Below are 14,281 nucleotides of genomic sequence, written 5' to 3' on the forward strand. Positions count from 1 at the left end.
TAATATTTTCACATTTCCAATATATGATTCCAAGCTCCTTTTCTATATACTGTTATCGTTTTTTGTTCTTCCTTTTCAGCATAACCTGAAAGTGCTATTCCAATTTGATCAAATATTAAAAAACCATATTTATAAACAGCACCATAATTTTGCTTAAGTATTTCGTGAAAAGTATCTGAAAAAACATCTAGATTTTCAAAAAATACCTGATCACTTTCCAGTATTGAAAATTCACTTAATTCATCATTTATAAATTTCATTGAAACCATTCCATCAATTATTTTCTTTCCTTTTTTGTTTTCGATTATTTGAATTTGATCATTCAAGTTTTTTTTTACTTCATCAAATGACATTCCTAATTTATAAGTTTCAGTTCCAATAAAAGGAAGTATATCTAATTTACACATATTACCATAAAATTATTTTTTAACAAATTAACCTGCGTCTTAGATATATTAATCTAACTTTCGTTGAAACAATCAAGTAAGTGATCTCGATAGCAATTTCTCAATTAATTCTGTATACATGTTTTTCGAATAATCACTTTTAGCGTCATTAATGCATTGCTCAAAAAAAACAATCGTTTCCTGTACATATTTATTCGGTAACTGGTTTAAGAAAAATTCGATTCTTTCTTTAAATGAGGTTTCGGAATCTTTTAAAGGTTTAATATTTTTAATAGACATAATATATTCCCATTTTTTTTCATACTTATCAAATTGAGGCAAGTATGGTAAAAAGAAAGATACATAAAGAGCAACTTCTTTTGCTTGAGCTTTTTCTAAAAAATAATTAAAGATTTCTTGGGATGATTCTAATTTGTATCTTTTTATCATATTTCCCAATGCAGAAACTACATAAACATTCATTTTTGTGTTTTCTGGATATTTATTTGCGATAGCAACTAAATTAGAAGCCAGCTTTTTATCAGATAACGTTTCTTCAAACCAAAATGATCCTTCATCTCTAGGTTTTTTCTCAAATTCCTTAACTATTTGGAAAACTTCTTGTTCAGTGTAAGATTTCCAATTATCTATTTGAGTTTTTAACTCTAAAATAATATCTAATTGTTTTTTTATTTTAGCACTAATTACTTTCTCCATATTAATGGCATTTTATTTCAAACATTAATTTTTAATTTTAAACTGAAAAAACGTAAAAAAATATTTTTTTAAACTGTTGGTTTTAAAACAACCCTCACTAAGTAAGTAGGCATAATTTATTTCCAATACTTCTCTAATTGTTTATAATTTCCAAACCAAAATTTAAAAGCCTCTTTATTTATTCCGTCTTTGCCTAACCAAAAATCGACAGGGTAATTCCAATCAGAACTATGAGTTTTCCTTGGGGCAACTGAAAGGTTTGTATATTTTTCTAATAAACCTTTGTATTTATCTGTTTCTAAAATACTACAATAACCTAGAGTTTCTAACAATACTTGTCTCTGTTCAACTGTTATTTTTAAACCTTTAATTTTTCCAATATTTTTAAGTACTGTCTTTTTTAATGTATCATTTTCTTCAGTATTTAAAATGATATCTAATATTTCAGAAAAAATACGAAAATCTTCATCTTTAACTTCTGCATTTTTTATCTCATTGCTATTAAATACATGCAAATAATTATAATAATTTGATAAGCCATGACCTATTAATCCTCCCTCATTTATACATAAGTATAGTATCTCTAAACTTTTTTCACTTAGCTCCTTCGGATAACCATAAGCAGTCGAACAAATCCCACATGGGGATTCCCGGGCTAAAATCTGATTTTCTCTTAAAATAAATTTATGATTAGGAAATGTTTGCATAATTGCATAAACAGGTAGCGCAGATCGCAATTCGCGTTTATTTGAACTAAAACTCGCTAAAAAAGAATCAACAATAATTTTTTTATCGCATTTTTCATATTCTTCAAATAATTTAATATTCCATATATCATGGACATTTTCTAACTCTTCTTGCATAATAATTATTTACAACCTTTATTTTTTTGTCAAACCCAATTCTTGAAGTGCGGTAATTCACTTAGTTTTTTATCGTAAGACTTAGTCTTTCTTTTCTTTTAGAGATAACTTTGTTTAATATCATAATCCGTTTCCATATCATATTTCCCTTTTCACTATAAGCCTTGTGCATTATGAACAATACAATCATAAATGTAATAAAAATACTATTTAAAACAAGAAAAATAGACTTTGATTTTATTAATTTAATCTATTGCAAAATATTTATAAAACAAAACAGGCAACTAAAAAAGTTGCCTGTTTTGTTTTAATCAGCTTAATATATTTTACCTCATTTTCTCTACCAATTAACTAAATTATTATTAAAACCTTTTGCTGTTGCAATTTTTTCAAAAGCATCATTTTCTGTTCTTGATTTACTTCTAAAATAAAAATTGATGAAATTTAATTTAGATAACTTAATTATATCTTCAAAATTTACAGAAGAATCTGTAATAGCAATTTTACTTAAATTACTCAATTTAAAAATCATTTCGATATCTTTTAATTTTTTGTTTGTTAGCAGTTGTATCTTAGTAACATTACTACTTACTTCAGGAAAAACTTCAATGTTAGTATTGTTTATTATTATAGTTTGCAAGTGTGTTAAATCTGTCAGAAAAGAAAAGTCTATGATTTTTTTACAGTTAACAAGTTCAACATTAACAATATTTGGATATTTTTCAACTAATAATTTTTCATTAATCAGTTCCTTAGAAATTTTTAGATGCTTTAAGTTTGGATTTACTTCAACTTTTGCCAGGTCTAATTTTTCTATTGCTAATTTTTCAAGATTAAAATTCTCCAGTAATTTATATTTCTTACTATCGCTTAATCCTTCGATTTCAAATATTTTTAAATTTTTAAACTTGTTTAAAACCTCTATATTAATGTTTTTATTATAGAATCCAGATATTTTAAAACTGTTTAAATCTGTAATATTTTGAACATTATTAATTTCTTCTAATTCTTTTGAAGAATTTGACAAAATTGATATACTATTAATATTATTTAAATAATTCAAAACATCTAAGTTTCTTTTCAAAACACTAGTAATTAATTTATTAGAATCACAAACTAGTACTAACTTTATAAATTCCCCTTCAATTTGACTATTTAATTCTACTAGAACTTCTTCTTTACATCCCTTTTCAATTGCAATTATTTTATCACTTAAAATTCGATTAAGATTATTTTTTAAATCGGTAATTTCAATATTATCTATATCCATATTTATTTTATTATTTACATTTTAACAAAGGTTGATAATGATCTTTAATTTTCTTATCTATAACATCCTCATAATTATCTCCAAAGGTATCCTTCAACCATTTTTCCCCCAAATCTCTACGGAATATTTTCTTTTTATCCCCATATCAACAGGTCTTTGTGCATTTGTTAAAGGATCTAATTCACCTTTATCTACCATTTTGTTCATTCTTTCATATGTAATTTGTTCAACTCCTTGAGCTGTATCTGTATTTGGAATATCTTTAAAAATATCAGTTGCAGTAGATTTGTTTCCATATCTTTCAGCAGCATTATTTTTTGCTTTACCGACATAGACTTCTGCATTTCTTAAATATACAGTTGAAAGACCAAAAATATCAATCCAGAAATTCGTGTCTCTAACATAAGAATAAAAAGCACTTCCACCTTCAAGTCCTATTGGGTCTTGACTCAAATATCTTCCCGTTTCAGGACTATAATAACGATGTCTATTATAATATAAACCCGTCTCTACATCCTCATATTGCCCTAACTGCCTAAACGGTATAAAACTTCGATCTCCTCTTAAGTTTCTTAAATCGCCATAAATATCATGATCAGTTTCCCAAACAAGATTTCCTAATTCATCATAGCATAAAAAACCTCGCCAATATCGCGAGGTTTTTATACTTTACTGATTTGCGTTGTACAGAAGAGTTTCGGACAATTAGGCGTAATCTATAACTAACGAGCTATATCCTTTTTCAAAAAAAACACTTTTCCCTATTCCTTTAAATGGATTATTACAAGATTTAATTAATATTCTTTTTATATTCTTATGTTCCAATATTTTTTCAACATTGATAACATTTTTAATATTTAATAAATTTAATTCTTCTAATTCTTCTAATTCAAGTAAAATAGTACAATCAAAGACAACAGAAATATTATTAATGTACAAGCTTTTTAGACTTTTAAATCCAATAATTTTTTCAATCAAAAAATTTTTATCAATACATGCAAACAATTCTAATGTCTCAATTTTATGATTAAAAAAGAAAGGGAAAATATCTATTTTTTTTGCATGCCCAAATATTAGATGTTTTAAATTATTTAATTTTGATAGTTCGCTAATTCTATTAGTATTCTTTTCCGCTGCTAAATCGTAATCTATCCATTCTATATTTGGAAAATTTAAAATATTGAACACATATGGTTTTACAAGTTCCGGAATTGCTAAATATTTTAAATCATTTAAAACTAAGTTACTTGGCCATTGGTGCTGGCTATCAAACTTAGATACAGGAGAAGTTAACTTTAAAACTTCAATACTTAGTGGTATTTCTATTTTATCTAACCAATCTATTGGAATAGTTAACGATTTTAAATTTAAAAGTTTTACAATAAAATCTGGATATTTTTTTATCTTATCCTCATCATTTGAAGTAATTGAAAAAGTAATTGTTCTAATATCTAAGTACTCTTTTTCATGTGGAAAATCTAGATATTGTCGATATTCCACATTTCCACCAAAATCTTGTTTTTCAATTGAAAAATACCAATTTGTACTATCTGCATTTATAATTGTTTTTTTAATTTGTGTGTACATATTATTTACATTTATTTTTAGTCCTTTTGAAGCTTTTTTTAAATCAATTATAGTTTTCATCGTATTTGTTTTTTCAAACTTAAAATTTAATAAAAACTAAAACTAGCTGTTAATGATCTGTATCTGCTAAAATAGGACATAAAAAACCTCGCAATCTGCGAGGTTTTTTTGTTTTTTATACTTTGCCGATTCGGAAAGAATTTCCGAGCGATCGAATTATTATGCAAAAATAATTTAAATCTATTAAGATAATATTTTTAATGATGGTAAATCAATCTCATTTTTCAATACCAAAATATACTTATCAAAGAACTCATCTAAAGAAGATGCTATTTTAACAGGTTCTTCATATTCAGGTTCACTACCAGATACAATTGATCCTTTATCTTCACCATTGAGCACTATTGCAACGTAAGCATATCCATTTTTAACACTCATCATAAACGGTAAATGATTGCTCCAAAAATTACTTACATATGCTTTTTGCTCCTCATCTTCTGCATATTCCATGCTATCTAATTCAAATTCATTCCAAGCAAATCCCTCACCTTCATTTGGCTTAGAGTAATCTTCTATAGAAAGAAACCAAACATTGTCTTCTTGATTTGCCAATGTTTTAAATGATTTTACAAATTCGACTAGGTCTTGATTTGTATTTAATAACCTACCATTAGCAATATTATTCAGATCAACTTCAATATCATTGTCTATTGATTCAAATTGCCAATCAAATTTTAATAGTTCTTGTATAAAATTATTGTATTTCATAATTGATTATTGACACTTAATTTTGTTTATTACTCTTTTTTGAAATCCTGTGGCTTTAGAATGATCAGGATTTTTTATTTTTCTAGTCTCATTTGTGATTGTAAGTTTTTGCCCCTCTGGACCTCCTAATGCTAAACCATGTGGATGGTGACCTCCGCTTTCTCCTGCTTTTGCTCTAATCAGATCGACTTCTTCCTTAGTTCTATAAAAAACATCTGCATTATCTGGGTCGATCCCTTGCCATTCAGGAGATGTTTTATACAAATCTCGGGCTTCTTGTAAAAGATCTGGATAATCTTTCAGCCATTCAGATAATGTTTTAATAATTACAAGTCCAAAAAAATCAAACTGGGAATTTGAATCAAATACGTATGCATAAAAATTCGGGTTATTTCCTGCAAGCCCTATCGGGTCCTGACTTATATATCCCCCAATATCAGGACTATAATATCTGAAACGATTATAATATAAACCCGTCTCTACATCCTCATATTGCCCTAACTGCCTAAACGGTATAAAACTTCGATCTCCTCTTAAGTTTCTTAAATCGCCATAAATATCATGATCAGTTTCCCAAACTAGCTCTCCCGATTCATTATATGCTTGGATTGGTCTGCCAATATAATCATTAATGATAGAAAATTTGTTGTTGCCAACAATCTTAGCACTTAGCACAAAACTTCCACCTTCATAGACCCAGGTAATGAGATTTTCGATTGGTTCCGGTTTATCGTAAACCAAATCATCGCCGTTAACAACAAGTTTAGGTCGATCTTTTAAATCGTATTTCCATTCATGAATAAGAACGTTTCATTCCAAGAATAGCACTTTACCTGATTTTAAATAACGAAATTTACTACAAAAAAATTAATAATAAATCATTTTGAAACTTTTATTAAATACAAAAAGCAGAGAATAATACCCTGCTTTTTATTTTATTTTATAATTATCATCTAATATTTTGACAAATTAAACAAATACTTATCATCTTCTCTAGGATCGATATAACCGTTAAATTCCTGAACTTTTTTAAACTCAAATGAGTAACCATAATTAGCCTCAGGATATTCTAACTTATTTTTTCTTTTATAACCAATTATATTTACTAGGTATTTTCCACTTTCTAAATTGAATTTAAATGAATCATATAAAACTTCACCATCTAATGTTTGATAGGAATTATATTTTTTTTCACCTAAATAATCATTAATTTCAAATGTTAACAAGTTCCCTGTTGAACCAACCCAAAAAGAATTATCATTTCCTATTTCTAAATTAAAACCATCAATGTTAAAAACTATATCCCAATTATTGTCAAAATTTTCATTCTCACCAATTTTAATTATATACTCTATTGAATCTATTGGCAAAATAGGCAACCAAACACCTTCCTCTAAAGATTTCAAATATAACTCGTGATTTTTTTGAAAAAACTCTAATATTTTTTTAGTTTTTATTTTATTTTCCTTTAAGAAATCCGTTAACTTATCAACTGATAATAAATAAATGCCATAATTTGACACATCTAATTTTTTCTCTATCATTAATACAATAAATCAATATTTAAAAGAGGTGTAGTCTCCTCGTATTTTTTTTCTTCTCTATAAATTAAAAAGGAACTTATAATTTTTTCTTGATCTTTATCTTCAAGATAAAAAGGTTCCATGCAAGCATAATTTCCTTTTCCATATAAAGGGATTGTTGGCCAATCTTTATTTAAACAAACAGGCCATTTACGCAATTCATGTCCTGGAATTATACTTAATTCTTTAAAAGATTCATCTAAATGATAAATACCTTTCCTTTCAAAAGACTTTCCAAGTAATTTTTTTGTTATTTCTAAATTTTCGGAACTATATATTGGGTATACATACGGATTTATACCCCAAACAATCATAATACTTCCATCCAAAAATAGTTTATCAATTATTTCAGTATTTGCAAACTCTTCTATTAAATCTAATTCAACATCACCATATTCTTGCAAAACAATTTTTTTCATCCTTTCAATATTCACCAGAATAAATCCTAAATGACTATATCCATCTAAATATTTTTTTATATTTAAAATTGGAGCTTTTGCCTCTTTATTTGTTTTAAAACTAATTAAGACTGTTACCATTTGAATTGGAACAGGCAATACTTGCAAAACCTCATAATTATTTACTGCTTTGTCTAAAAAAATTTTAGCTGTAAAACACGTCTCTTTCCCGGAAAAATTTAACCTAATGTCTTCTGTTAACAAATTATCAAAACTCTCAATTAAAATTTTTGATTCTTTATTAATTATTAAATCTTCAAAATTAACATCAAACAATTTCTCTCCAAATATGGAATCAGGAAAATTACCATCTGATTCTTCTATATTGAAAATATATTTAATATTATATTGACTCTCTAAATTAGTTTTAGATGTTAAGACATAAACTTCTTCATCAATAATTATCGATAAATTATCAATAAGGTTTTTACCTCCTCTACTTGTAATAATATGCACCTTATAATTTTTATTTACATTCAATTTTGAAATCCTTGTTTCTCAGCCCACGATTTAGTTAATTCCCTAAAAGTTATAAAAAAAACCTCACCGGAATGGCAAGGTTTCTCTTTTATGGTTGCCAATTCAATTTAGAAATTCGAAGCCCGGAGACATTCACATATTTCAATAGGCTTGCAGAGCGGGTACTTATCAATTTAATTTAAAAAAGTATTCTAAAAATTCATTAAAACTATTCCACTTCTTATCAAAATAATTATCATTTGATAATTCTTTCATATTTTCCCCTTCTATTAACTTAACACTATCATCTTCAATATCATACAACAAATAGTCATCCAATTCTAAATTATAAAGAGAAAAATATTTAGTATTTAAATTATCTTGTTTTCTTAAATGTTGAGTTACACTATTCTCAAAGTCAATTAAATCATTAGCAACATCCATGATAAAACCTTCTTTTCCAGAATATTCATCACTATATTTAATCATAAATTCTAAAAAACTAGAATTTGTTTTATCATTAAAGCCCAATGCTCTAAGATTGTTCTCGTGTTTGATTTGAAATTCTTTCAATGTCAAATCTGCATTCTTTTTTAAGTATTTTAAAATTTTTTCTGATAACATAAAATTGATTATTTACATTTAATTTTTCTTCTAGCTTTTTCAACTCTTGCTCTTTTCCTCCAATATGAACCTCTATCTATATCAAATGCATCTCTATCAACAGGGAAATGTGGATGCTTTCCGGTACCATCAACTTTATAAGGATGTAGAGCATTTGTTCTGTCAAATTTTTTATGCATAGAGTCAGATACTTCAAATAAAGGACCTTGTGCATTTTGCTTAGAATGATGCAGATTAATTGATTTACCATCACTCCCTAAAGGAGCAGTTCCTTTTGTTGCTCTCTGTAAATTTGTTCTCCCTTTATCATCTAATCTATCCCAATCTATATCTTGTTGATAAACAGTATATGTGTTTCCAGTCCCACTAGTAGGAGCCGTCCAGGTAATTGGATTAAATACATCTAAACCAAACACATCCACTTGGCTGTTTGCATTATATACATATCCATACAAATTTGGATTATTTCCTGCTATTCCAATAGGATCTTGAGATAAATAAGTTCCTGTATTGGGCGAATAATACCTAAACCTATTATAATATAACGAAGTCTCAATATCTTCATACTGCCCAAGCTGTCTAAAAGGTATAAAACTTCTATCTCCTTTTAGATTTCTTAAATCTCCATAAATATCATAATCAGTTTCCCAAACAAGATCGCCTTTTTCATTATAAGCTTGTATAGGACGACCAATATAATCATTAATTATAGAGATTTTTTCATCTCCCACTATTTTAGCTATTGGAACAAAGGTACCTTCCTGATAAACCCAGGTAACAAGATCCTCAACAGGTTCATGTTTATCGTAAACCAAATCATCACCATTAACGATAAGTTTAGGTCGATCTTTTAAATTGTACTTCCATTCGTGAATAAGAACATTTTCATCCCAAAAATACCTAAAAATTTCTTTGTTTGCAATTTTTGCCGTACGTCTTCCAAGTGCGTCGTATTCAAAACTTACTATTTTTCCATCTGGGTTGGTTACGCTTTCGAGCATTCCGTTTGCCAGCCAGGTATATGCGGTATCTCCCTCCTGCCACTGCTCATGTTCTTCTTGTAAACTTGCTTCTTCGGTTTTATTGCCTATAAGTTTATCAAAAAAGTTTGTTGCTTTTTCAAATTTTAAAGGTTCAATAATGTTTCTAGGACTTTTATGTATTAAATTCCCCAGTTTATCGTATTTGTAATAATATTTTTCGTCTTTCAAAAGCTTTCCGCCTTTGCCGTATTTACGGTCACTGCGGTCTATCGTTTTGTATAAATTACCCACTGCATCAGGGGTTTTGTACAGCTCTTCTTTTCCATCATAACTGGCTTTGGCAAGGTTTCCAAAATCATCATAATCAAAATAGGTCAAACTTTGGGTCATTTGGTTTACCGCGCTTCTTAATTGCTGGTTGGTGTCCCAGTTATAAAAACGCGCTCCGGTGCGTCTGCCATTGGCAAATACTTCCTGCTCCTTTTGCTTACCGCTGTTGTTGTAGCTGGTTTTTATGTGCAATCCGCCTGTGGCAAAACGCTCTATTTCCCTGCCCAGATCGTCACGTTTTAACGTAGTTTCCCAAGCCTGATGCTGTTCTTTTAGTTCACTGCTTTGCGCTTCTATGCGCTCGAGTTCTCCTTTTTGGTTGTAATGCGTGTTTATATCTGCGCCAAGACTGGTACTTAAATTGATCCGCTGTCCTAAAACATTGTAAGTTGATGTAAGGGTTATGCCGTTTTCGTTGGCATCGAGCTGTTGTTTTTGGGTTTCTTTTATGATGCGTCCCACAGCATCACGCTCAAAGTATATGCTTACGTTTTGGTTTACGGCTTCAATTAGTAATCCATTTTTATTGTAGGAGTAGGTTTCCCAGGTACCGTCATGATAATCGGCCCTGGTAATACGTCCTAAGGCATCCTGCTCGTATTCTGTAAATTTTCCGTCTCCGTGATCTATTCGGGTGACTTCTCCGGCAAGGTTGCGGCTGTATTTTTTTTCGATACCGTCAAAAGCGGTTTCTTTTACAATGTATCCGGCTTTGTTTCGAACAAAATAATAAGCTTCATGGTCTTCGTTTTTAATACCTACGAGCTGTTCCATCTTATCGTAGTCAAAACGTACTTTTACGCCGTTTTGTTCTCTCGTAGAAAGGCTTCCTAATGGTGTGTACGTAAACTTAATGCTGTTTTTATTGTCTTTTAAAGCTACCACATCATCATAACTATCGTAGCTAAACTGTATCACGTTGCTGTCTTTCTCTACAATTTGCCTTACTCTGTCCAGAGCGTCATAGCTGAAATAATCTGCCATTTGCATTGGGGTATAGATCGCCCGTACGCGACCACGATGGTCGTACTCCCATGTTTTTAGTTTCTTTTCGTTTTCGCGCCATTCAATAAGATTGTACTGCTCGTCGTAGATCAGTTCGAGTTCGTTATTATTCTTGGCAACCGTTGCTAAAAGTCCGTCAGTGTTATAGGTAAAGTGGGTACTGGTTTTATCCGGTGCAATTATCGTTTTTAGCTGGTGCGGGTTCTGGTCTTTGTATAAATATATTGTTTTTTGCCCTTCGGGATCTATGGCTATCGATGGGCGGTTCTGGTCATCATAAATCATCATTTCTTCGGTACCATCAGGATAGGTTGTGGCGATTTTATTGCCCATATCGTCGTAATTGAATCCCAGAATTCTTCCTTCCTGATCAATTTCGCGATAGAGTTCCATAAACTCTGTATAGTCATAAAAAACACTGTTGCCCATAGGGTCTTTTATCTGGGTTACCAACTGGTTGGGCTCATAACAATAAGTAGTTACCGCTCCGTTGGCATCCGTTACAAGGTTGTAGCCTTCTTCGGGATGGTATTCGAGCCAGCCTTCCTGCCATCCGCCGTCGCCCCAAGTGTGTACACAGCGGTTTTTAGTGTCATATTCCCAATAAAAAGTCTGCCCGTTACGATCGGTTTTCTCGACCATAAGATGGTTTTGGAATTTAATAACAGTTGGTTTACCCAAAGCATCTATAATGGCAGACATGTTTTGGTGCTCATCGTATTCATAAGCAATCAAAAGTTCGTCTCCTTCCGGGCCCTCTAGTTCTAATTTCTGGATGAGTCCGTTTATGGTACTTACTTTTATTTCTCTGCCTGCTGCATCGATAATTTTGTTCAGGCGATATCCTGTAAATTCAAAGATAATGCACAGTCCGTCGTGATTGGTAATTTGTGTAAGCTGGTATTTTTTACCGTCAAAAAGGGTAAAATCATAAAAAAGTTTGCTTTTATGGTCGTAGGCCTGATACCCGTCTGCGGTTCTTTTTAGGGTTGTTTTTTCCTGACGCAGGTAAAACTCTTCATCGGGCAGTAGTGACGGGAATGCCACAATTCTTCCATCATCCATGCGAAGTCCTAATGCATCATCTTCCGGATATAACTCAACGGCCCTGTCATATACACAATGCACGCCGTGACCAAGCCATCCGATATACTCTGAATCCGAGTACCAGCGACGTTCCCAATTAAGGACTATAGGACCGGTGATATCAAAATCACTTCCCTCGTAGATTACTGCTCCGTTGATAAGGTTTACGGGCTCAAAACCTGCCTGACACAAAAGCTTACTTAGCCAGTTGGGACCTACAGATCCTTTTAGAAGTTTATTGAATGCTTTTTTTCCATATTTCATCAGGGTACTAAATCCTATGCTGGCCAGTAATCCGGTTAACATACCTCCCCAATCTGGCGGATAAGGACCTCCTACCATTACCGGTTTTCCCGTTGGGATAGGAAGCGAAAATGAAGTTGGCGCAAAAAGCGTTGGTGCAAAAGGAAGCATTTTTTTGCCTATTTTGGTTTTTCCCAGCGACAGCGATAACGGAATCCCAATATCATTACAAGTCATCAGCATATGTCCTTTGGGACTCATTCTGGTACTATCTGAGAAAACAGTTTGGGAAGCAAAAAAGTTCATGCTTTCATGACCTATAATAGGCGTCATAAGCCATGGCGGGGTAAAAAGCGGAATGTGCACTAGCGGAATAATAATTCCTCCCGTGTCTGAGTTCCCTCTCTTAAAACCGTTGACATGTACACTGGTACCTAAAAAAGGAATATAATCGGCTGGATCAATAACAATACCTATGTAAGGATGAAACGGATTAAAAGGCGGCAGGGTAGTAAAATGGATATCTATCCCTACGACCATAGTCAAATGATTATCGGTCAATAACATAATTAATAGGTGTTGTTTAATTGATATTCCTCTTGTATTTGTTTTGCAATCTGTTTTGGATTGTCTTTCCAGTTTTTTCCAAAAATTGACTTCATTCTGTCCGAAATAGCTTCTTTTTCTGAATAATCAATTTTTGGGTCATTTTCTAAATAACTGTTGGCTATAAAGGTAAAATTGATGATTTTGAGTACTTCATCTGTCAAGGCATATCCGTATTCGAAAGCATCGTTTAAAATCTCAATATATTGTTGGTCTCTTTTTTTTGCAGCCAATAACAGTGCATAATTATAGCCATTTATTACCTGCATTTCCTGCTGGACTTCTTTGGCTATAACTGTTTGCTTTAAAAAATAATCTATAGCAGTATCGCGTTTCCCCATGATACTGTAATGTGAGCCTTTGTACATGAGCAGCTGCATCAAAATACCTGCAATATCTTGTTTGTCCTTATAAAGAGGTGTTGTTATTTTTATCCCTTTATCCAATAATTGATGAATAAGTTCCTGCTCATCTTTAAACTGAAATAAAAAACTGGCGTAAACAAGATAAGAGGAAGCCCAAAAACTGGTTTCTCCTGTACTCTTGCTTATGTCTATAAGCTCATCGCCCAGTTTTTTTACTTTTTCCTGCTTTTTATCTTTTGCCGCTTCGCCTATTTCAAATAAACATTTTCTATAGCGCACCTGCGGATCGTTTGGGTTTCCTTGTGTGGCTATTTCTTTGTACGCTTTATTTATTTCCTGATTAGGAATTTCTATTATAATTCCTTTTTCTTTTACTGAGGCAATCACTTCCTTATATTGTTGCCTTTCTTTATAATCAAGAAATAGGAATCCTATATTTTCAGGCAATAAAACTATTAGTTCTTTTATGCTTTCCTTTAGTAAATCAAGGCTGCTTACTTTTTTTATTAAAAAACTAACAATTAAAAGATTACCTGTTCTCGCTTCAAACTTTTTGAAACTTATAAGCATGTTGATGTAAAAATCTTTTAAGCCAGCAACACTTAATTTATCAATCTCCTGAAGAGCAGCTTTAAAAGAAGCAAAATCTTCCCAATTCCATCCAATGTTTTTTTTCAGGTCTTCATCAAAAGCCAGAATCCATTGTTCTATAATAGTGGTGTAAAAGTCTTTTTTATCATAAAAATCAATTGAAAAAGCTACAAACGAATCCTCTGATCTGCCGTAAGCGGAAGATTCTAACCGAATAAAACTATCAACCAATGGATAATCTTCGGTGTAACAAACCATACTAAACACTTGTACTTTTGGTTTGGCTGCTCTGGTCTTATTCCATATTTTTTGAATGTTTTCGACCCTTACAGCAATCGGATTGTGAGCGTTATTCAT

Annotated in this window: 13 protein-coding genes; all 13 read right to left on the bottom strand. The window is 31.0% G+C overall.

Going from position 1 to position 14,281, the window contains the following annotated elements; genetic code table 11:
- Positions 1-8: 8 nt before the first annotated feature.
- Entirely contained in the window at positions 9-407 is a 399-nt protein-coding gene (locus RT99_RS20880; protein WP_042566675.1) for a hypothetical protein, read from the bottom strand.
- 72 nt (positions 408-479) lie between these two features.
- Positions 480-1,103 (bottom strand): hypothetical protein, encoded by a 624-nt coding sequence (locus RT99_RS20885; protein ID WP_042566676.1) that lies wholly within the window; start codon positions 1,101-1,103, stop codon positions 480-482.
- Positions 1,104-1,219: 116 nt separating this feature from the next.
- Entirely contained in the window at positions 1,220-1,966 is a 747-nt protein-coding gene (locus RT99_RS20890) for a hypothetical protein (RefSeq protein WP_042566677.1), read from the bottom strand.
- A 340-nt stretch (positions 1,967-2,306) separates the two neighbouring features.
- Positions 2,307-3,236: a hypothetical protein gene (locus RT99_RS20895; protein WP_042566678.1), complete on the bottom strand. Its 930-nt coding sequence runs from the start codon at positions 3,234-3,236 to the stop codon at positions 2,307-2,309.
- Positions 3,237-3,329: 93 nt separating this feature from the next.
- Positions 3,330-3,902, bottom strand: coding sequence for an RHS repeat-associated core domain-containing protein (locus RT99_RS25835; RefSeq protein WP_082036996.1), 573 nt, complete (start codon positions 3,900-3,902; stop codon positions 3,330-3,332).
- 39 nt (positions 3,903-3,941) lie between these two features.
- Positions 3,942-4,883 (bottom strand): hypothetical protein, encoded by a 942-nt coding sequence (locus RT99_RS20905; RefSeq protein ID WP_042566679.1) that lies wholly within the window; start codon positions 4,881-4,883, stop codon positions 3,942-3,944.
- 183 nt (positions 4,884-5,066) lie between these two features.
- Positions 5,067-5,591, bottom strand: coding sequence for a hypothetical protein (locus tag RT99_RS20910; RefSeq protein ID WP_052483750.1), 525 nt, complete (start codon positions 5,589-5,591; stop codon positions 5,067-5,069).
- Positions 5,592-5,597: 6 nt separating this feature from the next.
- Complete coding sequence (locus RT99_RS25870) at positions 5,598-6,332, bottom strand: RHS repeat domain-containing protein (RefSeq protein ID WP_052483751.1); 735 nt, start codon at positions 6,330-6,332, stop codon at positions 5,598-5,600.
- Positions 6,333-6,544: 212 nt separating this feature from the next.
- Positions 6,545-7,135, bottom strand: coding sequence for a hypothetical protein (locus RT99_RS20920; protein WP_042566680.1), 591 nt, complete (start codon positions 7,133-7,135; stop codon positions 6,545-6,547).
- Positions 7,135-8,112, bottom strand: a complete 978-nt coding sequence (locus RT99_RS20925) for a hypothetical protein (RefSeq protein WP_042566681.1) — start codon at positions 8,110-8,112, stop codon at positions 7,135-7,137. Before RT99_RS20925 ends, RT99_RS20920 begins: the two co-directional genes overlap by 1 nt.
- 168 nt (positions 8,113-8,280) lie before the next feature.
- The gene (locus tag RT99_RS20930) at positions 8,281-8,715 is read right to left on the bottom strand and encodes a hypothetical protein (protein WP_042566682.1); all 435 of its coding nucleotides are present in this window, start codon (positions 8,713-8,715) and stop codon (positions 8,281-8,283) included.
- Between the two features lie 8 nt (positions 8,716-8,723).
- Entirely contained in the window at positions 8,724-12,929 is a 4,206-nt protein-coding gene (locus RT99_RS20935) for an HNH/ENDO VII family nuclease (RefSeq protein ID WP_082036998.1), read from the bottom strand.
- A 2-nt stretch (positions 12,930-12,931) separates the two neighbouring features.
- Entirely contained in the window at positions 12,932-14,281 is a 1,350-nt protein-coding gene (locus RT99_RS20940) for a hypothetical protein (protein WP_042566683.1), read from the bottom strand.

It is taken from the genome of Flavobacterium sp. MEB061 (assembly GCF_000834715.1).
Taxonomy (GTDB): domain Bacteria; phylum Bacteroidota; class Bacteroidia; order Flavobacteriales; family Flavobacteriaceae; genus Flavobacterium; species Flavobacterium pectinovorum.